Origin of the sequence: Thermovenabulum gondwanense (assembly GCF_001601575.1) — a bacterium.
GTDB lineage: Bacteria > Bacillota > Thermosediminibacteria > Thermosediminibacterales > Thermosediminibacteraceae > Thermovenabulum > Thermovenabulum gondwanense.
Window position 1 is genome coordinate 13959 of record NZ_LOHZ01000045.1, and the last position, 23538, is coordinate 37496.

The following is a 23538-nucleotide window of genomic DNA, read 5'->3' on the forward strand; positions in this document are numbered from 1 at the left end:
GCTTCCCAAAAACAATATAAGTAACCTTTTTAAACGTCTTTTAGTATTGTATTAGAGAAAATACATCATAACCCTTTAGATTTTCCCTGCCATTTAATTCGGTAAGCTCGATCAAAAATGCAACTCCGACCACTTTTCCTCCTAATTTTTCTACCAATTCTATTGTAGTAAAAATTGTTCCACCTGTTGCCAGCAAATCGTCAACTACAAGTACTTTTTGCCCTTCCAAAATTGCATCCTTATGCATCTCTAAAATGTCGGTACCGTATTCAAGCTTATATTCGGCTTTTATGGTTTCTCCCGGTAGCTTTCCTTTTTTCCTTGCAGGAATAAAGCCTTTCCCTAATTCAAAGGCTAATGGTGCACCTATAATAAATCCCCTGGCTTCCGGTCCTGCAATTAAATCAAAATCTTTTTCTTTGACAAGTTCAGCAAGGCCCTTTATTGCAGCTTTGAATGCTTCTCCATCTTTTAGTAAAGTTGTAATATCTTTGAAGCTTATACCTTTTTTTGGGAAATCCATGATTATCCTTATTTTTTCCTTTAACTGTTCCGGTGACATATATATTCGCCCCCTTGAATTTGATTTTTTAAAAAATTGTAAAGTTATTATAAAAATCAATTAAATCCTTTTTTAAATTAAATAATTTTTTTTGCATGCCGGTCCCTATTACCTGGCATTTTTTGTTTTGTAAACCAAGGTTTTTTAAAAAAATATTGTTTTCTTCAATACTAAAATCAATTATATGGGATTCTTTTAAAATATTTAACATATATAGCATTTGTGGTATTTCTAACTTCTCCTCCAGCCTGTTATTAAAATTAATCAGGAAATCTTTTAATGGTTCTTCATAATAATTAGAATTTATTTTTGCGAAATTCTCCCTGCAATAATATAAAAAAGCAGTTATAATACTTTTATCATTAATCAGGATATTTTCAAGAACCATATAATTATATCTTAAATCTTCTTTATTAAAAATAATGAATACCGGAATATCATTGGCAATAACTACTTCCCTTTCATACTGAGAAATTGAAAAAGGTGGATCATAAAAAACCACAAAGTTTATACTGTTGGACTTTATGTAATGACGAACTATTTTATTATCAAATATCGGATTAATATAAAGAACAACAAAATTTGAATCACCAAAAACCGGGCTTTGTGACCCGTTATTTAAATTAAAAAGTATTTTTATTTTACCCTTATTTCTTTCCTTTTTTGTAAAATAATTAATAAATCTCCACGCCTGATAGGGTGTATGAAAATGAACTAAAACATTCCCATTTCTGGAAATTTCCTCTACAAATTTTCTCTTATTTTTTATAGCAGATACTATATTTACATTGTTTTTAATATTTAAAGTGCTATCCATTTGTTCATCAATTATGTTTTTAAAATCCAAACTAAAAAATTCCCTGTAATATCCCGCTTCTATTTTCTTTAAAATTGAATCTTTTAAATAGGGAATTTTCAAATCTTTTATTTTTAGCTGAAGTTCCTCCCTCCCTCCCCAAACATTTATTTCTAAGTAAAAAGCCACATCAAGAAAAGGAGCCATTATCAATTTTTCTTTATAACTCCCGTAATTGTACCCGATACCGGTATATCTATTGCCTCTTTTAACAAATTCTATTTTTAAATGCTTTTCGCCGTTGCCCACGGTTTTAACACTTTCAACCAAAAGGTTTCTGCAGGAAAATACCGGTTTTGGATTTCCAAAGCCGAAAGGTTCTAAAAGTGATAATTCTTTTGCTAAATTAATATCTATTTCTGAGCCTTTAAGATCCAAATCAATAGATAATACGGGAATATATTCCTTAATATTCATTTCCCCGGCTATTTCATTAATTTTCCTTTTGAATAAATCCAAATTGTCACTTTTAATTGTAAAACCAGCAGCCTGCTCATGTCCACCATATTTTTCGAAAAGATATGAAATTTTGCTTAAGGCCTGAAAGATATTAAAGCCGGGAATACTTCTACAGGATCCTTTAGAGAACTCTCCTTCTTTTGATATTACCACTGCCGGTTTGCAATAATTTTGAGTAATTTTAGATGCTACAATTCCAATTACACCCTCATGCCAATCGCAACCATCCACCACTATTACATTTTGCTTGTCAATTCCTATTTTTGTTATATTATCTTCTGCTTCTTTAAATATTTTACTTTCTATGGCTTGCCTTGCTTTATTATGATTATTTAGTTCCTTAGCCAGCACTTCTGCCCTTTCTTTATCTTCGGTTATTAAAAGCTCTACCGCAATTGCCGCATCAGCCATCCTTCCTGCTGCATTTAACCTTGGAGCTATTAGATAGCTTATTTTTTCCGCATCAATTTTTTCTGAAGTGCAACCCGCTATATCCAATAGAGCTTTCAATCCTATATTTTCAGTTTTTTTTAAAACCTCCAAACCAAGTTTAACAATTATTCTATTTTCATCCTGCAGCGGCACCAGGTCAGCAATAGTTCCAATAGCCACTACATCCAAGTATTTTACTAAATCTTCTTCATTTAAAAAGGCCTGTAAAAATTTAAAAGCGACCCCCGCACCCGATAACTCTTTGAAAGGATAATTTGAATCAGGTCTCTTGGGGTCCACCACGGCATGTGCAGGAGGTAGTATTCCCTGAGTTTCATGATGATCAAATATAATTACATCGATTCCCAGATTTAAAGCCATTTTAACTTCATCAAAACAAGCAATTCCGTTGTCCACCGTTATTATGAGCTTAGTACCTTTTTTTGCCAATTTTTCAATGGCAATTACATTTAAACCGTATCCTTCATCATGCCTTGCAGGTATATAGTAATCAACAAAAGCTCCTTTTTTCTTCAAACCTTTGTATAGTATTGCCGTGCCTGTAATTCCATCTACATCGTAATCTCCAAAAATTGTTATACTTTCTCCTTTTAATATTGCTTTGTTTATTCGTTCAATAGCTTTATCCATATCTAACAAAAGTAAAGGATTATACAAATCTTCAAATTTTGGTTCTAGGAATTTCCTTATATCTTCCTGTGTTTTAATGCCGCGTTTTGATAATATTTTTAAGATAACGGGATGAAGTTTTAATTCACCGTTAATTACAAAACTCTCCTCTTTTATATCCCATAAGTAATTGCCGTCAATCATAATTTTATCCCCCATAAGCTTTAAACAATATTATTATAATTCAACATGGGTTTCTTATCAACAAAAACCCGCCATAAAGGCGGGCTCTTTAAAAAAGTGAGTAATTTTTAAATTACTTAATTATTTTTCCACTTTTAACCAAAGCATATAAAAGATCATCTTTTCTTAATTCTTCTACGACATATAGTTTACCCTTAGCAGCCTTTGTAATTTTAGATAGACAATCTTTGTTTGGCTGCAATCCTATGCAAAAAAAATCGATTTTCTTTTTAGATATCTTTTCTGCAGCATTTATTGAATCTTTTAATGGGTCATTTGACCATAAAGGTACGGTTGGGATTCCATCGGTAATCAAAATCATCAAGGGATTTTTTAGTTTTTTTGCATTCATATACTCGAAGCCTTTTTCAATCGCAAGAGCAAGAGGTGTAAGGCCGGAAGATATCATGCTGGATAAACCGGTATCCAGGTTTGTAAAATTTTTAGTATAGGGCACATAAAGCTTTACTTCTTTATCCTGAAACGCCAGAACCGCTACTCTCTTTTTAGCAGTTAATAATATATGTTTTGCAAGAAATTTTGCACTCCTTAACCGATTTCCATTCATGCTTGCACTGGCATCAATTATTAAGCAAATATCCTGTTCCTTTTCTCCCAATCTTTTGTTTAAAATTATATCTTTTGGTTCTATATAAAATTTCTGTTTTTGTTGAAAGCTTCTTACCATTGCATTTTTAATAGTCTCCGGAATATCTATTTCTTCCATCCAATCTCCTTTATTAATTTTTGAAGAAAAAGATATCCCTTTTTTCCTAAGTTCAAAATGTTTTTTCGCGGAAACGCCTCCCCGTGTAATTTTTATATTTTTTATGAGTCTTTTCAGTATTAACTCCAGCTCTTTGTAATTTTCTATAATAAATTTCTTGAATTCCTCTCCTTTTCGGCTAAGTGTAATACCTTTTTCGCTCTTTTCTATAAAATTACTATTTTTGAGTTTCTCTATAATTGATTCCACATCAGCATACTTTTTTTTAAGTAAATTTAAGTTTTCCCCTCCTGAACTCAGGTTTTCAAGAATTTCTTCTAATTCCTTTAAACTCCCCAAAAATTCCATCATTTCTACCGCATTTTCAAAATTTTCTCTATAACTTTCTCCCCTTCTTTCTTTTCCTTTTAAAAAGGAATCGGTTACAGACATGTATGGAGAAAGGTCTACCGGTGAATTTCCAACCTCATTTACAACTTTTTCTATCTTCCGGATCTCAACTTTTTGACCGGTAAGAAAATTTTCAACAGCTCTTACTATTTCAATCAACAAATCCAGGTCTTCATCCTTTAACATTAAGGCCAGATGCACGTGATTCAAATGGTTCTTTTTTAAAGTCTCGGTTTGTCCATAATCCAAGCTACCCGTCAATCTACCTCCTCCGGTGCCCGTTTGAACATCTATATAATTCATAATATCTCCTTTGTTCTTTTTTAATAATAGCTCAATAAGACATTTTGCCAGCATTTTTACATTTACTTCTTTTAACTCATGAAATATATCTAAATGAATTATTTCATTTTCCTTTTCCCTTTTGTAAAAAATAACACCAGCATCCTGGTTTTTTATTACTTTTATCACCTGAGGTTTTTCCGGAGAAATAACGTGGACCCTTTTACTGGCACAACAGGTCTCTCCTATCCTTACTCCATTTCCCTTATTAAATTCATCAATTAATTTCATGGAAAGGGGGTTCACTTTAGTTCCTCCTCGGTTTTTATTAATTCTTGTTCATTAATTTCATCTATTTTTTTTGCTTTTTGAGGAGGTGCTTTTATTTCTACATCAGCAGGATTATTATTACTGCCCATGGTTTTGTATTTTTTTGACAAAAAAGGCCATCTCAAAAACTTAAACCTATCAAAAATAATGCTTTTATTATTTCCGGCGATTTTTTTATTTATTTTTTCAGATTCATCTGCTTTGTTTTTTTGAAAATATGCAACTTCTGCTTCATCTCTTTTAATCCTGTTCATTGTCAGGGTATTCTCTATAAACTTGATTATTTCAAATACATTTTTTTCACTGGTTCTGTGCTTTAACGCATACCTTGCAAGAAAGGTAACATCTTTTGGATTAACATCCCTATCATATAAAGCAGAAAGCATTTTTAATCCATTTATTACGGATTCAAGTCCCCTAATACTTTCAAGATTAAAATTGACATAGCATAACGCTAAAGCATCTTTTATTTCCTCAGGAATCTGAAACTTTTCTATTCGTTTCCGAGATTCAATATATAAGTTCTTTTTGAATATTTCCGATAAGCCATTGTCTTTTATTTTTCCTTCAAGTATGGATTTTACAACTTCAGCTCCATGAGGTTTATCTACATAAACTACAAAATCAAACCTGTCAGAAAGCTGTTTTCTAACATCCTCCAAAGGCCCAGGTTCTTCGTCCGGATTGGAAGCAGCCCAAACCGTAACATTTACAGGTATCTCAACAGTAGGTAATCCTACTTCTTCGATTTGTATTCTTCCGGGTTTTGTACCCATTACATCCAGCAGTATATCAGCAATTTCAGGAGAAATATCAGCAATCCGGTTTATCTCATCTATGAATAATATGCCCCTATTTGCCTTGGGAATAGTTCCTAAAAGCAAGGCAGCTCTTGGGTCATCCTTTGATGTTAACTTTTCAAGGTCGATGCTCCCTACCACAGTACCTTTCTTTGCCGAAGCGGAGATTTCTACAAATGGCATCCTAATTTTTTCTACTCCTAATTTATCGATTTCTTCCATATTTAAATTTTTATGTGCCGGACAATGGGGTGCTCTTGGATCGCAGTTAAACTCACATCCTTTTATCCTTTCAATAAAAGGAAGAATGCTTTTATAGGCCCTAATTATGGTGGTTTTGCCCGTTCCCCTTAATCCCTCTGCATGTACATGAATTGGATTTCCTGTAAATGTGGATAAGACAGAAATATCCAATATATCTATTAAGTTTTTATTTCCATCATGCACAACTATTTGAGAATATGTTTTCATCTTCTCACCCCTCCTTGTAAATATTTTTCCTCATATTATTTCCAATAAACAAAAAAAAAGAGGTAAATTATACCTCTTTTTTTAACTCGTCAATTTTTCTTTCTAACTCTTCGATTTTAATCTTTAATTCTTCTATCTCCTGTTTCCTCACCAGATTCATATTCTTAATTGCAATTTCTATTTGTTCATCTATTTTCTGCTGCAATTTCTTTTTTTCCTGTTCTATTCTGTCCACAAGGGTTTTTAAAAGATCTTTGCCTTCTTCCTTCGAGACTTCTCCTTTTTTAACCAGTTCCTGAATAATTTCTTCAGCCTTTTCTTTGGTTAAAGCAACAAGCCCGATACCCGCATAAAGCCCCGTAGTTAAAAGGTCTTTTAACATACATACCCTCCTTCAGCTTTAAGCGGTTTTTGCATCTTTCCTCCATATAGACCACAATGGACTTGCAATAAAAATTGAGGAATAGGTTCCGCTTACAATACCAATGATCAAAGCCATTGTAAAGTCTTTAATAGTCTCTCCTCCAAAAAGATTCAGCGCAATAATGGTAAGTAAGGTGGTTAAAGATGTGTTGATAGATCTTGCAAGGGTTTGTGCAATGCTTATATTTGCAATTTCGTTGAAAGATACTTTTTTTGCGTTTTTTAAATTTTCCCTTATTCTATCAAAAACTACAATAGTATCATTAATTGAATAACCCACTACCGTTAGTATTACCGCTATAACGGAACTATCAATGGGAACCCTAAAAAGTGCATACCAGCTTATAACAATAAGCACATCGTGTATTAACGCCAGTACGGCTGCGATTCCAGATATAAACTGAAATCGAAAAGAAATATAAGCCAGCATCAAAATATTTGCGATGATTAAGGCAACTATTGCCTGTTTTCTTAATTCGCTGCCGATAACCGCATCAACCTTTTCCGCCCTTATCAATTCAATTTTCGAAAATTTATTCTTCAAGCTCTCAGTTATTTTTGATTGCTCATCCTTGGATAAAACCACTGTTCGAATTATCAACTCATTTCCATCGTCTCCAGCTTTCTTTGCTTCAAAATCTTTAATATTCAGATCGGTTAGCGTTTTTCTTACTTCAGAAAGTTCATAAGTCTGCCCCATATTATAATGCAAAATCGTACCTCCGGTAAAATCAATACCCCAGTTTAAACCATTAATTGCCGCGGAAATTAATCCTGCAAATATTATCGCCAGTGAAATGAAAAACCATATATATTTTCGTTCCATTATTTTATATATTTTCACATTTATTCACCTCTTATGCGCTAAATAATTTTTTGTTAACAAAAAGTTTGGATGCAATGATATTTGATAAAAGCACCCTGGTCACTACTATAGCGGTAAACATACTGGTTAAAATACCGATTATCAATGTAACGGCAAAACCTTTTATTGGACCGCTACCGAAGTAAAATAGTACCACTGCTGCAATAATCGTAGTAATATTTGAGTCAAAAATCGTAAGCATTGCCCTGTTAAAACCGGCATCTATAGCAGAACGCAGAGTTTTACCATTTCTAAGTTCTTCTTTAAATCTTTCAAAAATTAAAACATTAGCATCTACCGCCATACCGATAGAAAGGATAAATCCTGCTATGCCAGGAAGGGTTAAAGTAGCTCCTATAGCTATAAAAACTGTTAATACAATCATTACATATATCATCAAAGCTATGTCTGCAATAAATCCTGGTAGTCTATAATATAAAATCATAAACAAAATAACGAGAACCACGCCGATTTTCCCCGCAGCTACACTCTTTGCAAGAGAGTCCGCACCCAACGTAGGACCTACCGTTCTTACCTCTCTCTGCACCAAGTCAACGGGTAATGCACCGCCTCTGATTAATGCTGCAAGTTCTGCCGCTCTGTCAATACTCTCCAATCCTTCAATTACTGCTTCTCCATTGGTAATAACCGCTTTTACAACGGGAGCAGAAATTACTTCTTCGTCAAGTAATATAGCTATTGGTTGTTCAAAATATTTTTTAGTAGCTTCCGCAAATTTTTTTGCACCGGTATCATCTAATTTAAGGCTTACCATTGGTTCATTTGCTTGTCCGTATATTGCTCGAGCATCTCTCACATTATCTCCGGTCAAAATCACCGTTCCATCGGGTCCAACAAAACGCAAGGAAGCCGTTTTACCTATTATTTCAAGGGCTTTTTGAGAATCCTTTACGCCCGGTAATTCAACCCTTATTCGAGTATTTCCCTGTCTTGTAATAAGAGGTTCTGCAACGCCCAGCTGGTCTACCCTTCTTCTAATTACCTCAACTGCACTGTTCATTTTCTCTTCATTCAATTCCTGTCCCGGTTTTGGTTCAGCTTCTAATAATACGTATACTCCCCCCTGTAAATCCAATCCAAGTTTTATAGATTTTGACAGAGGTGCTTGTTTGTAAGGACCGATTTTAATACCGTACAATAAAGTATAAGCCAAAAAAGCAGCTAAAATTAAAATGAGTGCGATTTTTAAGAGGCTTTTTGTCCTGTAATTCATCAATTTCTCCTCCAATCCCAAAAAGGTTGCATAACAAATTTATTATATCCCTTAAAAAAGAAGCAGTCAATAAACAACCAAATCCATATAAAGATTAAAAGGCCTTCGTCAGGCCTTTTACTTAATCTCTTTATTTTCGCATTCCTGATTTGCCACCGTGCAGGAGGTTTTGCAAGCTGATTGGCATGATGCCATGCATTCCCCGCAACCTTTTTTCTCCAAATGATCACATAAATCTCCTTTGTGAATCTTGATTATATGTTTCATCCCACTTTTCCCTCCGTTTCTTATAGGATACTACCTTTTATTTAAGAATTCTTTTTTATTATACCAGAAAAAATATTACAAGAAAAGTTAAATATTTACACCGATCGCTCCGGATATAGCCCCGATTAAAAATCCAAACAGAACATCAAATAGTGAAGAGGCAGTAATATCTTCTTTATAAAATAATATTTTAATTATTATTATTGCTGCAGTATAAAGTAGACCTATAAGACCTCCATTTAACCAGCCTTTTGATTCAATTCCCCTCGATGTAATAAAAGAAGATACCGCAATGGACAAAGCCATTACTATTACAGCTAATTTAGATATAAATTCCTCGGCAATCGATGAAAAATATATTATAACGCTGAACAATAATAAAAAAATTATCGTCAATAGAAAAGCCAATAATATACCCGATAATACTTTTCTTGTATCAAGCAGAGGGCTCCTTTTCACGGTAATTTTCATAAAAAAACCTCCTTTCCTCAATAAATATATATTTGAGGAAAGGAGGTAGTATTCCAAAATCAAGTTTTATCTTTATTATCCGCTTTATCGGATTTTTTTAGAACTGTACCTATGGCAGAACGTGTGACTTTAATTTTGAGTTTATCTCCCACTTCAAGGGTAATGACATCATCCTTAATATTAAGTATTCTACCGTAGATTCCTCCTATTGTGATTACATCGTCTCCCTCTTTCAGGCTCTCCAGCATCATTTTTCTTTCTCTGTCTCTTTTTTGCTGAGGCCTAATTAATAGAAAGTAAAAAATAGCAAATATAAGTATTAAAGGCCCGAATTGTTGTAAGAAAATCGTACTGTTCAACTAAGGATCACACCCTTCCCAAAATTACTATAAAAATGCATATTAGTTAATTCGATAAATTTTTAAAAAATCCTTTTTTTATAGCTCATCTTCATAACCAAACTTTTTAAAAAATTCCTCTTTCAATTCCAGTAAATAATCCCCTTCAATAGCTTTTCTTATTTCTTCCATGATTTTTAAAAGAAAATGCAGGTTGTGATAGGTAGTTAACCGTAACCCCAGAATCTCTCCGGCATTCAATAAATGTCTTATATATGCCCTGGAAAAATTTTTACAAACATAACAATCACACTCGGGATCAAGAGGAGAAAAATCCTTTGCATATTTTGCATTTCTTACCACAAGCTTTCCTTTTTTGGTAAACACCGTCCCATGCCTTGCAATCCTTGTAGGAAGTACACAATCAAACATGTCAATTCCTCTTATTACTCCTTCAAATAAGGCATCGGGAGACCCTACTCCCATTAGGTACCGGGGTTTATTCTCTGGTAAAAGAGGCACCGTGTAGTCTAATACCTTATACATTTCCTGTTTTGGTTCTCCTACGCTCAATCCTCCTACGGCATAGCCCTCAAAATCTAAATCCGTTATATCCTTTGCACTCTTTTTTCTTAATTCTTCAAATAATCCACCCTGTACTATTCCAAAAAGTGCCTGTTCGCTTTTTTTATGGTGCTTTTTGCATCTTTGAGCCCATCGCGTTGTCCTCTCTACCGAGTTCTTAACATATTCATACGTGGAAGGATATGGTATGCATTCATCGAAACACATTATAATATCCGCACCCAAAGAATTCTGTATTTCAATGGATATTTCCGGTGAAATAAAATGAATAGAACCATCTATATGGGATCTAAAAGTAACTCCTTCTTCTCTGATTTCTCTCAATTCTCCCAGGCTGAAAACTTGATAACCTCCGCTATCTGTTAAAATAGATCCCCTCCAGTTCATAAACTTATGAAGTCCTCCGGCTTCTTCTATAAGTTTATGACCAGGCCTTAAATAAAGATGATAGGTATTGCCAAGTATAATTTTTGCTCCCAGTTCTTCCAGTTCGTGTGGCGCCATGGTTTTTACCGATGCCTGGGTTCCTACAGGCATAAAAACGGGAGTATCTATTTCTCCATGAAAAGTAAAAATTTTTCCTCTTCGTGCTCTTGTTTTCTCCGAAAATTTTATTACTTCAAATTTCACTAATCTTCCCCATCCTTTATCTTTTTTATTAATAGATTTTTAATTAAATTTTCTTCCATAGAAATTATTGTAACTTCTGCGTCATTTATATAAAATACATCCTTTTCTTTTATTACCTTGCCCTCTTCATTTGCTAAATTAAAAATTACACCTCCTATAGTATTTCCCAAGTTCTTAGGAATATTGACATTTGCTAACCTATTTACCTCTTCAACGGGCATTGCAGAATTTACAAGAACCCCTTCGCTGGAAAAGGATTTACCCGGTGCAAAAATCCTGTTAATAGCAAAAATAACCCCAATTGCTATAATACCCAAAAATATTTCCCAGGTGGATTTTGTCTCTATTATTATTTTCCTTGCAGTGGCATAAAGTAACACTTCTACTATACTCGAAGGCGTATGTCTTACAAGCATTATAACAAGCTCTAAACCTACTACCAAAAGCAAGGCATGGCCTAAAAAGGTTTGTAATAACGAAAAGGTCTGTAGCGGCGGCGTTTCATATATCATCCTGAAATACCTAACAAGATCAATCGAACCCACAATTACTCCAAATATAATAAAAAATGCCAAAAAAGCTTCCAATAAAAACACGCTTTTAACAATAAAATTTGTTATTTTCTTTTTCAAAACTTTCCTCCTTTCTTTCTATACAATCAACATAGCATCTCCAAAGGAAAAAAACCTGTACCTATTTTTCACAGCTTCTTCATATGATCTCATTACTTTTTCCTTCCCTGCAAAAGCGCAAACCAGCATTATCAAAGTGGACTCGGGTAAGTGAAAATTTGTAATTAGAGCATCAATGGCCTTGAATTTATAGCCTGGATATATGAATAAATCCGTAAAGCCTTTTTTCGCAGTAACAAATCCTTTGGGATCACTTACCGTTTCGAGGGTTCTCGTCGTAGTTGTCCCCACCGCAAATAATCTTTTCCCTTCTTTTTTTGTATTATTAATAATATCGGCTGTTTCCTGAGAAATTTCGTAGTATTCGGCGTGCATTTTGTGTTTTTCAATTTCTCTTACCTTAACCGGTCTGAAAGTGCCGAGCCCTACATGCAGGGTAATATAAGCAATTTTTACACCTTTTTCTTTAATTTTTTCTAATAATTCAGCGGTGAAATGAAGACCAGCCGTTGGTGCAGCCGCAGATCCGGGAAATTTAGCATAAACAGTTTGATACCGGTCCTTTTCTTCAAGCTTCTTTTTTATATAAGGGGGTACGGGCATTTCTCCCAGTTGGTCCAAAATCTCTTCAAATATCCCCTCATAAGAGAATTCTACTATTCTTCCTCCCGCTTCAGTGTAATCAATCACCCTTGCTTTTAATAAACCATCACCAAAAATAAAGTTTTTCCCTAATTTTGCCCTTCTACCGGGTTTTACCAGTACTTCCCATATATTCCCTTTTATTCTGTTTAATAAAACAAACTCAATGGTGCCTCTTGTGTCTTCTCTTTCACCAATTAACCTGGCGGGTATCACTTTCGTATTATTTAATACCAAGCAATCCCCTTCATTCATATAATTAATAATCTCATAAAAAATTTTATGTTCCATTTCGCCGGTTTCCTTTTTTAAAACCAGAAGCCTTGATTTGTCCCTTTCTTTTAACGGTTCCTGAGCAATTAGTTCCTCGGGTAAATCGTAGTAAAATTCTTTTAAATCCATATTTTTTCATCTCCCTATGGTTACTCCTGTATAGTAAAAAGAAAGTATATCCTTATAATTATATCCTTTTTCTGCCATTACCCTGGCACCCCACTGGCTCATCCCTATTCCGTGTCCCCAGCCTCGGCCGATAATTTTAATCCCGGAAGCGGCCTGGAGCTTATTTATAGTATCTTTCCCCATAATATAAATGTTTAATAAATCGGATAAGGAATTTTTACCATTTTTTGATTCAATATAAACTTTGTCTGAAGCATCAAAACCGTTTAAACTAAATATTCCATTACCGGTAATTGCATATATTTGTCTTTCGGTAGTTATGTTTTTGTTTACTTCAAAAAGAGTGCTTTTTAAAGAAAGCAAATTTCTTATTTCATTAGAGGAAAAGGATTTTTCCCCTTTTGTCCCTTTTATTATAACTTTTTTTACCCTACCGGTGCTGCTCCTCTCAGAAATTATAAAATCCGTTATATCTCCGGGATCGAAGCCCATTGTTTTTAAATAGTTTCCCAGCTCCTCAAAAGAAAAATGTTTTTCCCATACATCCGCTACTTCCTCTGAAAATAGGTCTTTCTTTGATTTGAGATAAGGCAGTTCCTGTGTGTACCAATCTTTGAAATCTTCCGTAAATCCTCCGCTATTGGAATGAAAAAAGGCCAATACGGGCTTATCTTTATAATATATTATTTCTCCCCGGGTTAATTCTACAGCCTGGTTGGTCCTCGGACTTTCGCAATCATAACCTCCGTAAACTTGATCAGAAGAATTTGCCGTTAAATCAAAACCGTACTTAGCCCATTTATTTAAGTTGTATACCGCAAAAGTTCTGGCTGCAACTGCTTGAGCCTTCAAAGCCTCCATAGGCCACGAAGGTGCCATTTCAAGAGGTATTACACCGTAAAGGTATTCTTCAATGTTTAATTCATTTATTGCCGTCATACCTTTTTTTGATAAATCAGGGAACAATCCAATATTACCTCTGTATTGCTTTCCTTCAAAAAAAATAATTCCAGATTTTGAGGAAATATAAACGGGTTTTTCCGGTGATATCTCAAGACTCAAATTGGAAATAGGGTTACCGGATTTTAAAAATATTACTTTTCCATTTTGCAGGGCTACCTCTAATTCAGTAAAATCTATTTCAGCAATTACTTTAAATTCTCCATTTTCATTATTTTGTTTAACCAAAATATTAAATCCCGAACTTGATCTTATAGTATAACTTTCCTTTGCGGTTTTATCAAAAAAAAGTCCTATTCTAATATTTTTTTCAGATACATCCTGACCATAAACCGGAAAATTAGCGAATGCTAGAACGATCCAAAATATCATCGCAAAGGATAATAAAAATTTTTTCATCCATAGCACCCCATTTCAATCCCTTTTAATACCCAAATGCTCGTAAGCCTTTTCAGCGGCCATTCTTCCTCTTGCGGTCCTTATAATAAATCCCTCTTTTAATAAATAGGGTTCATAAATATCTTCTATTGTCGATACTTCCTCATTTAAAGCTGAAGCCAAGGCCTCTATTCCTACGGGCCCTCCCTTAAATCTCTCTATTATGGTCAACAATAGCCTTCTATCCTCTTGATCGAGCCCCTTGGAATCCACATTCAATAATTTCAAACCTTCTTCCGCCACTTCCCGGGTAATTATCCCTTTTGCTTTTACCTGGGCAAAGTCTCTTATCCTCCTTAAAAGGCGGTTTGCAATTCTCGGTGTTCCCCGGGAACATTCAGCAATTTTCTCTGCCGCCTCTACATCTATAATTACGCCGAGAATTTCAGCAGCTCTTTTAATAATCAACATCAATTCTTCCTTTTTGTAAAATTCCAAATGGCATCTTACCCCAAATCTATCCCTTAAAGGAGAGGTAAGCATACCAGCTTTGGTTGTTGCTCCTATTAGAGTAAAGGGTTTTAAATTAAGCCTTATGGATTTTGCCGCAGGTCCTTTGCCTATGACTATGTCCAAGCAAAAGTCCTCCATCGCAGGATATAAAACTTCTTCTACCGATGGATGCAGTCTGTGAATTTCATCTATGAAAAGTATATCGCCTTCTCCCAAACCCGTTAATATTGCTGCCAAATCACCCGGTCTTTCAATAGCAGGACCGGAAGTAATCCTTATATTAACCCCCATTTCCTTAGCTATTATAAATGCTAAGGTGGTCTTACCGAGACCAGGAGGACCGTAAAGCAATACATGATCCAAGGGTTCTTTCCTCATCAGTGCGGCTTTTACGAAAATTCTAAGATTTTCTTTCACGCTCTCCTGCCCTATGTATTCGTCAAAGGTCTTTGGCCTAAGGCTTATTTCCAGTTCAGCATCTTCGCTGTTTTTCAACAAAGGAGTAACAATTCTATCTTTCAAAAAACATCACCTCTATTTTGAAAAAAACTTCAGAGCTTCTTTTATTATCTCCTCGGTGTCCTTTGTTTTATCTACATTTGAAAGGGCTTTGTTTACTTCTTCCATTTTGAATCCTAAGGTTAATAGTACTTCCCTTGCTTCATAAATAGAATTTGAATCGCTTTCAATATATTTTATTTTATCTTTTAATTCCAGAATCAATTTCTGAGCCGTTTTTTTCCCTATACCGGGAATCGAACTCAGCTTGCTGACATCTTCAAAACTGATTGCTTTTTTTAATAAATTTACATCTGAATACGATAATATCGTAAGAGCAAGTTTTGGTCCTATTCCAGAAACTTTATTTAGGGAAATAAAAAAATCCCTCTCCTCCCTGTCGTAAAAACCGTATAAATCTAAAGAATCTTCCTTAACCACTAAGTAGCTAAAAAGCTTTATTTCTTGTTTTATGTACTCTTTTATCTTTTCATAGGTATTAAGGGATATGTTCATCCTGTATCCAAGGCCACCTGCTTCGATAATGGCAAAAGAGGGGTTTAAATCTATCAGTATACCTTTTATGAATTCGAACATTTTTTACACCCCGTAAATTTTTTCTATGTTTTTACAATAAAGATGACACAGGGCCACCGCCAAAGCATCAGCAGCATCATCCGGCTTTGGTAATTCTTTTAGATTAAGCAGTACCCTTGTCATTTCCTGTATTTGGTTTTTTTTAGCCCATCCATATCCCACTACCATCTGTTTTATCTGAAGAGGTGTATATTCATATATTTCCACCCCTTTTAATGCAGCGGCCAAAAGCGCAACCCCGCGGGCTTCGCCTACGGAAATAGCCGTCTTGGCATTCTTGTTAAAAAACAGTTCTTCCACCGCCACAGCATCGGGATTGTACTTTTCCAACAATTCTATATAACTTTCATACACCTTTTTTAATCTTTTGGGCTTGGAAAGGTCGCTCCCGGTTTCAATAACACCATAATCAATTACTTCGATCCTGTCCTTTTCGTAAAGAACACCGTAACCGCAAATTGCAATACCCGGATCTATGCCTATTACTATCATAAAATATCTCCTTTTTTATAATTTCTTCATCAATAGAGCTTTTTCCTTCAATATAAAAAAAGCCTTCTTTTAAATATTAAAAGAAAGCTTTTTAAAAATCAATTACTTAACCCTTCTAATATTTTATAAAATTCTTCCCTGTCCTTTATAACAATACCCCGTTCTAAAATATCCCTATCTTCTTCTTTCAAAACATCGGTGGGAATATCGGTTTTTTCTATAATCACCGAAGGTTCTCCCGGTACTCCCTTAAACAATGAAACAAAACCGTCTTTTGTCCCTATATAATAATGGTCATCGCAATAAGAATCTTCTTCCTTTTTTATAATTATTTCATCCGAAGAAAATTTCTCTATTTTTACACCGCTTTCCAATCCCTTTTCAAAATCGGTAAACTTTTGTCCAATATATTTTTGAACAGGTATATCAAAAACCCTGGTATGTCCACATTTTTTGTAGTATGTAAAGCATACTATTCTGGTTTTTTCTGTAATTATTTCATCTTCAAAGGTATGTTTAACAATATTTGAAAGTTCAGAGGATTTTGGAAGGAAATTATAATTTTTTGGAAAAATACTTCCCAGCAGGACTCCCAGAAAAAAAATTATAAAATAAACAAAATAAATTTTTTTGGGCATACTAATTCCTCCTTTATTTCAAGAAATTAGTATGCCCATATTTACGTCGAAATATTCAAATTCGGTTTTATTTAGAGTCGTAGTTAGAATACACTTCTTCTACATCATCATGATCTTCCAAGACATCAAGCAATTTTTCCAACATCTCCGCGTCTTTGCCACTTACCTCTACCGTGCTTTTCGGAAGGTAAGTTATTTCGGCCGAAGAAAGAACAATATTATTATCCTTTAAAGCCTTTTTTACCTGTTCATAATTTTCCGTTGATGTGGTGATTTCTATTGAATCTTCTTGCTCCTGTATATCCTCAGCTCCTGCTTCAATGGCAATCATCATAATGTCATCTACATTCGTTCTTTCATTTTTTTCTATTAAAATAAGCCCCTTTTTTTCAAACATCCAGGCTACGCAACCGGCTTCGCCGAGATTTCCACCGTATTTATCGAAAAGATGGCGAATTTCGCTGGCAGTCCTGTTTCTATTATCCGTCATAGCCGATAACATTATAGCGACACCGCCGGGACCGTAACCTTCATACATAACATGTTCTACATTTTCGCCACCTAACTCTCCACTACCTCTTTTAATTGCCCGCATTATGTTTTCGTTGGGCATATTAGCTTCTTTCGCTTTTTCTATAAGATCCCTTAATTTGCTGTTGGCATTAGGATCAGGGCCGCCTTCCCTAACTGCAACAATTATCATTTTGCTAAGCTTCGTATAAAGCTTTCCCTTTTGAGCATCCATTTTTGCTTTTTTATGCTTGATATTTGCCCATTTTGAATGCCCCGACATTTGTCTCCCCTCCCTTTTTTAACTTCCTAAATTATTTTAGCATAAAAAAATTATTAGTAAAAGAAGAGAAGTTAAAAAGGTGGTATAAGAGGTAATCTCCTTTTATGTTCACTTTTTTTATTCATATTTTCTATTTTTTCCTTTACGTGAGGCAATGCTTCACCCGTTAAGATATAAGTATCCAGCTCTTTATAAGATATACCCATCTCTCCTTCATCGGTTTGCCCTTCCCACAAACCGGCCGTAGGAGGCTTATCAATAATATCCTCGGGAATTTCAAAAAACCTTGCCAAATCCCTAACCTGGGATTTTACCAAATTACCCAGCGGTAACAGGTCAACCCCACCATCACCATATTTTGTAAAATACCCAACCGTAAGCTCGCTTTTATTTCCCGTCCCTATAACCAGGTAATTTCTTAAAGCAGCATAATAATAAAGGGTAATCATACGAAGCCTTGGCTTAATATTTGCCTTCGCCGTTTTATTTTCAGTGGGGTCTAAAATAGTCAAAAAGGTATCATAAACTGGGTCCAGGGAAATTTTTTTTAAGGGGATTTCAAATTTTTTTGCAACTTTTATTGCATCTTCCTCATCTTTTTTACTACTGTAACAGGGAAGGAATAGACCCAGAATATCTTGACCAAAGGCTTTTTTACATAATACCGCTACCACTGCCGAGTCAATCCCGCCGCTCATACCAAATACTGCTCCGGTTGCCCCAGCACTGTAAACTTTTTCTTTTAGCCAATCCACCAGTTTACCTGCAAGTATTTCTGTATTCAATGTAATGCCTCCTTCTAACTGTTTACATAAAATTATTATCGTTATCTATTTCAGCAAAATCGTTACCTAACCATCTAACAGTTACATTTAAATATCCATTATCTTTTACCAACACATCGGGAGAAAGACCTAAATAATAGGGTTTAAATATTTCAAAAATTACTTTTTCCAAATATCGTTTTTCTTTAATTACAAAACCTTTTTCCTTGAAGAGTTTCTCTATCTTATTAAATATTTGATAATCTACCTCCATTAAATACCTATCACATTTAATTTTTTTTATAATACCCGCCTTTTCTATACCTTGTTTTGCACATTCGCCATATGCCCTGATCAATCCTCCCGCTCCCAGTAATATGCCTCCAAAGTACCTTGTAACTACAACCACGGTATTTTTTAAATTTTTCATTCTTATTATTTCTAATATTGGCTTTCCAGCAGTACCGCTCGGTTCACCATCATCATTTGATTTTTGTATCTCCTCGACCTCAAGGCCCACGCTAAAAGCATAAGTGTTGTGTGTGGCATCGTAGTATTTTCTTTTTATCGAAGAAATAAATGTTTCCGCTTCATTTATAGTTTCCACCGATTTAACATGAGCTATAAACCTGGATTTTTTTATTAATAATTCCGCTTGCGATTCGTGTTTTACCGTCAGATATTCCATTATTGCCATAATTTGTTTTTCACACCTTTTTTTATACTATTTTAATTATTATTTTTTAATAGCACAAAGTCAATATTAAATTTAAAACCCTGTGATTTAAAAACCACAGGGTTTTTATGAAATTTTCTTTTTTATTTAAAAAATACGTGGTCTCCAATAATAACGGTTACCGGCCTTTGCCGTACCCATAAATCATTAGTCTTTTTTGGATTATAGTAACCTATTGCTCCCTTTGAAGGATCGAAACCTGAAAGAGCATCATAGACCGCTTTCCTTGCCGTTTCATCCGGAACTAAATTTATCTGTCCATCCGGAACGCAACTATACTGATAACGGCCTCCCTCAATTTGGAATATTACTTCCGGAATCGAATTGGGGTATAAGGGACTTTTTATCCTGTTCAATACCGATGCCGCTACAGCCACCTGGCCTATATAAGGTTCACCCCTGGCTTCTGCATAAACAAGTCTTGCCAGCAGTTCAATATCTCTCGCTGAAAACCTACCTTCATATCCTCTGTAAGTATTATCGAAACTTAAGTTTAAAGCTCTTAATGTCCAATAACCAGCAATACCGTCAACTTTTAATCCCCGCGACCTCTGAAAGTTCATTACAGCAAGCTTTGTTCTCCAACCGAATACTCCATCAACACTTCCGTAGTAATAACCCAATTCCTTGAGCTTTTGCTGTAATAAAGCAACTTCTCTTCCTCTCATTCCTTCTTTTAAAACTATCCCACTCGTCGATGCAAAAACATGGGAGGTAATAAGAATTCCCATCAAAAGAATTATAAAGAAAATAAGCATTTTTTTTCTCATTTTTTATCCTCCTTTTCTTGGGAGGCCAGAAGGATGTTTCTAATATTTTAACACAAAAAACTTTAAATTAAAAAAAGCAAAAATCCCTGTATTTTAATTAAAGATTCTTTAATAAATCATTTTATGTAAACATTTTTAGTATATATAAATATACTCCCTTTCTTATCTTTTATATATAAAATGTATAATTTTTCTATTTTAATATTCATATTTTTCATTAAATTTTTATATAAAAATGCTGCTGAACAAAATGTTCAACAGCATTTTTAAAATTTTATATTACCTTGACATTAAAAATATTTTCCATTCCCGCTTTTTTGACTCTTTCTTTAATTTCATCAATATTTGTGGTGTATAATCCTAATTTTTTCATCCTTTCAAAATAGGTAGCTCCTGAAAAAGTGTATTTTTTGGCTATTCCCTCTTCCGTCTTCATCTGTTCTCCTACATGATTTATTGCATCTCCGACAGCTAAATCCACCGGGATATTAATCAGTTCTGCTTTTGCTGCAAATCTTACAGCATTTGCGCCGGCTAAGGTACCCGTGCAAATTGCTTCGGTATGACCCACAAGAGGACCTGCTTTTTCACCGCCTACAAATAAATTATCGACTCCTGCAGCCTTCAGATAATTATCCCTGGGACAAATTGCTGTATATCTTATTGAGTTTCCTCTACCTCCAGCATAGGGGTCTTCATACCTGGCATTTTCAAATCCGGGAATCTTCCTTAATTGTTCCAGCGGGAAAAAAGGAGCCATTAATTTTGCATGCCCGGTATCTAAAAGGATAATGTTTTCGATAAATTCTTTTAATGCATATTGTTGGCAGGCTTTTGCAGTTAAAATATATTCATCTTCTCTTACTTCAGGAGGAATGGGTACTACTACCACCCCTTCTTTATTTAATTTATCTACGATATTATGATCTAAGGATTCCTTGTGAAGTTTGCAGGAACCGCTCATAGCTCCGTAAGTGCCATCCGCCTTTTTTGCTATCATTTCTTTAATTCCTGCTTTTCCTGCAATACTCACCCTGCCCCCAAAGCTTGGACATCTAATAATGCACATTACACAGCCGTTACCATATTTTGTACAATTATTCTGTGGTCCTGCCGTACCCGTACAGTCTATGAAAACATCTCCTTCATATCTTTCTTCTTCGTCATTTATTACCGCAACAATTTTTGAGTTTTCCATTTCTACATCTACAATTCTACATTCAGTTCTTATATTAATACCCTTACTCTTTAACAAATCTTTTACTGCTGGTTCTACCTTTGCCACATCGTATAAAGTCGCATGTTTATGCCCCGGAAACTCTATGTTTTTGTGCCTTGCCACATTATCAGTTACTTCAAAAAGTTCTCCACCTCCCATAGCAATCATTTCTTCCGTCGCTGTAAAACGACCATTATTTCGCATTATTCCTCCAACTAACCCCGTACCTAAAAGCATATCGGTTCTTTCCAATAAAAAAACTTCGGCACCAGCTTTTTTTGCAGCCAAAGCAGCGGCACATCCAGACCATCCGCCTCCAATGATTATTACTCTTGGCATTCTTTAACCCTCCTTATACTACTCATCATTGATGAAGAGTATTATACTTATAATATTCTCCCTCAATTTTAATAATCCTGCTTATATTTTTTTCTTTTTTATTTTTTACATATTACTAAAAAAATATTTTTTATACCTTGACAAAATTTAGAGAATACACTTAATACATGCATAAAGAAAATCGCTCAAATATAAAATATAAAAGATGAAAAGTTATTAAAAAATTTTTTCTAAATTTAAAAAGGATTTTTTCTTTACAGGTAGAATTAATAATAATAAAGATGGTTGTCATCATTGATGAGGAGGTGATTAAGAAAATATTATTTTAGGGGATCAAAATAATTAAATTTTTTTAAAAAATTTTCTAAGGAGGCTGAAATATGACTCTTGCTCATTGGATTTACGCCTTAGGTACCCTTGCGGTAGTTATCACAATGATTTTTAGAAGGAACGTACTTATTCCCTGTATTGTTTCTACTTTTTTAATTGGATTGATTTTTAAGGGATCACTAATTGGTGCGGTCACCGCAGTTTTTCGTGCAAATATAGCGGCCCTTTCCGAACTGGGCAGTATCTTTGTAATAATCGGTTTAATGGTAGCAATGCTCAAATCGTTAAGCGTGACCGGAGCTGATGAGCTATTGGTCGCTCCATTAAAAAAATTAATGGTTTCACCATTTATAAGCTACCTCGTGCTGGTAATCTCAACTTTCGTAATTTCTTTGTTCTTCTGGCCTACTCCTGCGGTTCCTTTGATAGGTACCCTTTTGGTTCCCGCTGCCATTAAAGCCGGACTTCCTCCAATGGCAGCAGCAGTAGCAATAGCCCTTGCAGGTCAGGGAATGGCTTTATCCGGTGACTTCGTAATTCAAGGTGCACCGGGATTATCGGCAAAGTCTGCGGGTATTCCAATTCCTATTGTCACCAATTACGCAGCAATACTATCAATAATCACAGGTGTTACTGCTATAATTCTTGCTTATATTTTTATGAGAAATGATATCGAAAACTTTATAAAAACCGGCCATCAAGAAGCTAAAAAGAGTATTGAAGAAAAGGGAGCAAAAGCAAAAACTTTTCATGCACCATATCTCGTTTGGTTGCTGTTAATTTCTATAATATTAGTCATAGTCGCCATGTTTAAGTTTAATATTAGAGGCGGAGATGCTTCAGCACTGCTGGGTGGCACAGCTATTACAATAATGGTTATTGCCACTCTGTGGGTTGAAGGTAGTAAAGGGCTTGATATTATAGCGGATCATTTAACCGATGGGCTTGTGTTTGCATTTAAAGTAATGGGTCAAATATTACCCATAGCCGGATTTTTCTTCCTCGGTAATCCCGACGCTGTAAAGTCAATTTTAGGAGAAGGTGCTCCCGGATACCTTTTTGATATTGGTAAAATAATTTCTTCTGCGATTCCTGCAAAAGGGTTTTTATCTGCTTTTGGAATGTTAATCCTCGGTATAATAACTGGACTGGATGGTTCGGGATTCTCCGGCCTTCCTATGACAGGTACATTGGCCGGCGCGATGGCAGCAGGAAACGTTAAGGTAGCCGCTGCTTTGTCAGCAATTGGCCAAATGGGTGCAATTTGGGCCGGTGGAGGAACAATAATTGCATGGAGTTCCTTAGTTGCTGTTGCAGGAATAGTAGGTGTGCCCGTATTTGATCTTGTGAGAAAGAATTTTATTCCAGTTGTAGTTGGATTAATAGTATCAACTATTGCAGCCGTTCTATTCCTTATGTAGAAATCTTATCCTTCACATTATCGATATTATAGGGGCATTTTATGCCCCTATAATTTTTATCTATCTTCTCATAGCATCCATTTTTTATCTATTTTAACTTTTTTTTTATATTCTAAAAGTCGCCCCAAGCTTTAAAGTACTTTCTAAAAGAACTCTATCTCCTACCATCATTTAATTTTATCAGCTCTATTATCCATCTATATAGTAAGGTGATAAATCAAATCTTAATATCTTTTACCATCATTCTACTACCCTCTTCTACCTGGGGCTTTTTGAAAACCAATAAAAAATTAAAAGCTATTGGAAAATCTCCAATAGCTTTTTTATTTCATAAAAAATTGGCTCCCCGAGCAGGATTCGAACCTGCGACCCTCCGGTTAACAGCCGGATGCTCTACCGCTGAGCTATCGAGGAACTTT

Annotated in this window: 24 protein-coding genes and 1 tRNA gene; 1 reads left to right on the forward strand and 24 read right to left on the reverse strand. The window is 34.9% G+C overall.

Annotation, left to right across the window (positions count from 1 at the left end):
- Positions 1 to 40: 40 nt before the first annotated feature.
- The 23 genes from ATZ99_RS11080 to ATZ99_RS11190 form a co-directional block, all read right to left on the reverse strand.
- A complete protein-coding gene (locus ATZ99_RS11080) occupies positions 41 to 562 on the reverse strand; it encodes an adenine phosphoribosyltransferase (protein WP_068749301.1) in 522 nt (173 codons plus the stop codon).
- 28 nt (positions 563 to 590) lie between these two features.
- On the reverse strand, positions 591 to 3143 hold the full coding sequence (gene recJ / locus ATZ99_RS11085; RefSeq protein WP_068749302.1) for a single-stranded-DNA-specific exonuclease RecJ: 2553 nt from the start codon (positions 3141 to 3143) through the stop codon (positions 591 to 593).
- Between the two features lie 112 nt (positions 3144 to 3255).
- Complete coding sequence (locus ATZ99_RS11090; RefSeq protein WP_245641389.1) at positions 3256 to 4887, reverse strand: vWA domain-containing protein; 1632 nt, start codon at positions 4885 to 4887, stop codon at positions 3256 to 3258.
- Positions 4884 to 6182, reverse strand: a complete 1299-nt coding sequence (locus tag ATZ99_RS11095; RefSeq protein WP_068749303.1) for a magnesium chelatase ATPase subunit I — start codon at positions 6180 to 6182, stop codon at positions 4884 to 4886. The genes ATZ99_RS11090 and ATZ99_RS11095 overlap by 4 nt, the downstream gene beginning before the upstream one ends.
- A gap of 67 nt (positions 6183 to 6249) precedes the next feature.
- The gene (locus ATZ99_RS11100; RefSeq protein ID WP_068749304.1) at positions 6250 to 6564 is read right to left on the reverse strand and encodes a phasin family protein; all 315 of its coding nucleotides are present in this window, start codon (positions 6562 to 6564) and stop codon (positions 6250 to 6252) included.
- 18 nt (positions 6565 to 6582) lie between these two features.
- The gene (gene secF / locus ATZ99_RS11105) at positions 6583 to 7449 is read right to left on the reverse strand and encodes a protein translocase subunit SecF (protein WP_068749305.1); all 867 of its coding nucleotides are present in this window, start codon (positions 7447 to 7449) and stop codon (positions 6583 to 6585) included.
- A gap of 13 nt (positions 7450 to 7462) precedes the next feature.
- Positions 7463 to 8704, reverse strand: coding sequence for a protein translocase subunit SecD (gene secD, locus ATZ99_RS11110; RefSeq protein ID WP_068749306.1), 1242 nt, complete (start codon positions 8702 to 8704; stop codon positions 7463 to 7465).
- A 117-nt stretch (positions 8705 to 8821) separates the two neighbouring features.
- Positions 8822 to 8971 carry a six-cysteine ranthipeptide SCIFF gene (gene scfA, locus ATZ99_RS11725; protein WP_083947486.1) on the reverse strand — a complete coding sequence of 50 codons (150 nt, stop codon included), beginning with the start codon at positions 8969 to 8971 and terminating at the stop codon, positions 8822 to 8824.
- An 87-nt stretch (positions 8972 to 9058) separates the two neighbouring features.
- Positions 9059 to 9442, reverse strand: a complete 384-nt coding sequence (locus ATZ99_RS11120) for a TIGR04086 family membrane protein (protein WP_068749308.1) — start codon at positions 9440 to 9442, stop codon at positions 9059 to 9061.
- 59 nt (positions 9443 to 9501) lie between these two features.
- Positions 9502 to 9801, reverse strand: coding sequence for a preprotein translocase subunit YajC (gene yajC / locus ATZ99_RS11125; protein WP_068749309.1), 300 nt, complete (start codon positions 9799 to 9801; stop codon positions 9502 to 9504).
- 78 nt (positions 9802 to 9879) lie between these two features.
- The gene (gene tgt / locus ATZ99_RS11130) at positions 9880 to 10995 is read right to left on the reverse strand and encodes a tRNA guanosine(34) transglycosylase Tgt (RefSeq protein ID WP_068749310.1); all 1116 of its coding nucleotides are present in this window, start codon (positions 10993 to 10995) and stop codon (positions 9880 to 9882) included.
- A complete protein-coding gene (locus ATZ99_RS11135; protein WP_068749311.1) occupies positions 10995 to 11627 on the reverse strand; it encodes a transporter associated domain-containing protein in 633 nt (210 codons plus the stop codon). Before ATZ99_RS11135 ends, tgt begins: the two co-directional genes overlap by 1 nt.
- A gap of 18 nt (positions 11628 to 11645) precedes the next feature.
- Positions 11646 to 12671, reverse strand: coding sequence for a tRNA preQ1(34) S-adenosylmethionine ribosyltransferase-isomerase QueA (queA, locus tag ATZ99_RS11140; RefSeq protein WP_068749312.1), 1026 nt, complete (start codon positions 12669 to 12671; stop codon positions 11646 to 11648).
- 6 nt (positions 12672 to 12677) lie between these two features.
- Positions 12678 to 14030: a SpoIID/LytB domain-containing protein gene (locus ATZ99_RS11145; RefSeq protein WP_068749313.1), complete on the reverse strand. Its 1353-nt coding sequence runs from the start codon at positions 14028 to 14030 to the stop codon at positions 12678 to 12680.
- A 15-nt stretch (positions 14031 to 14045) separates the two neighbouring features.
- Positions 14046 to 15044, reverse strand: a complete 999-nt coding sequence (gene ruvB / locus ATZ99_RS11150; RefSeq protein ID WP_068749314.1) for a Holliday junction branch migration DNA helicase RuvB — start codon at positions 15042 to 15044, stop codon at positions 14046 to 14048.
- Positions 15045 to 15056: 12 nt separating this feature from the next.
- On the reverse strand, positions 15057 to 15617 hold the full coding sequence (gene ruvA, locus ATZ99_RS11155; RefSeq protein ID WP_068749315.1) for a Holliday junction branch migration protein RuvA: 561 nt from the start codon (positions 15615 to 15617) through the stop codon (positions 15057 to 15059).
- A 3-nt stretch (positions 15618 to 15620) separates the two neighbouring features.
- Positions 15621 to 16109, reverse strand: a complete 489-nt coding sequence (gene ruvC / locus ATZ99_RS11160) for a crossover junction endodeoxyribonuclease RuvC (protein WP_068749316.1) — start codon at positions 16107 to 16109, stop codon at positions 15621 to 15623.
- A gap of 98 nt (positions 16110 to 16207) precedes the next feature.
- Positions 16208 to 16747 carry a BofC C-terminal domain-containing protein gene (locus tag ATZ99_RS11165; RefSeq protein ID WP_068749317.1) on the reverse strand — a complete coding sequence of 180 codons (540 nt, stop codon included), beginning with the start codon at positions 16745 to 16747 and terminating at the stop codon, positions 16208 to 16210.
- Between the two features lie 67 nt (positions 16748 to 16814).
- Positions 16815 to 17540, reverse strand: a complete 726-nt coding sequence (locus tag ATZ99_RS11170) for a YebC/PmpR family DNA-binding transcriptional regulator (protein WP_068749318.1) — start codon at positions 17538 to 17540, stop codon at positions 16815 to 16817.
- Positions 17541 to 17611: 71 nt separating this feature from the next.
- Positions 17612 to 18325 carry an NAD(+) synthase gene (gene nadE / locus ATZ99_RS11175; protein ID WP_068749319.1) on the reverse strand — a complete coding sequence of 238 codons (714 nt, stop codon included), beginning with the start codon at positions 18323 to 18325 and terminating at the stop codon, positions 17612 to 17614.
- Positions 18326 to 18347: 22 nt separating this feature from the next.
- Positions 18348 to 19001, reverse strand: a complete 654-nt coding sequence (locus ATZ99_RS11180; protein ID WP_068749320.1) for a YigZ family protein — start codon at positions 18999 to 19001, stop codon at positions 18348 to 18350.
- Between the two features lie 122 nt (positions 19002 to 19123).
- Positions 19124 to 19810, reverse strand: a complete 687-nt coding sequence (locus ATZ99_RS11185; protein ID WP_068749321.1) for a cell wall hydrolase — start codon at positions 19808 to 19810, stop codon at positions 19124 to 19126.
- A gap of 274 nt (positions 19811 to 20084) precedes the next feature.
- A complete protein-coding gene (locus ATZ99_RS11190) occupies positions 20085 to 21368 on the reverse strand; it encodes an FAD-dependent oxidoreductase (RefSeq protein WP_068749322.1) in 1284 nt (427 codons plus the stop codon).
- Positions 21369 to 21748: 380 nt separating this feature from the next.
- Between ATZ99_RS11190 and ATZ99_RS11195 the strand changes: the two genes are divergently transcribed.
- Positions 21749 to 23119: a hypothetical protein gene (locus ATZ99_RS11195; protein WP_068749323.1), complete on the forward strand. Its 1371-nt coding sequence runs from the start codon at positions 21749 to 21751 to the stop codon at positions 23117 to 23119.
- Between the two features lie 339 nt (positions 23120 to 23458).
- On the opposite strand, the gene ATZ99_RS11200 is transcribed toward ATZ99_RS11195, so the two are convergent.
- Positions 23459 to 23533: transfer RNA gene (locus ATZ99_RS11200), tRNA-Asn, on the reverse strand.
- Positions 23534 to 23538 lie beyond the last annotated feature (5 nt).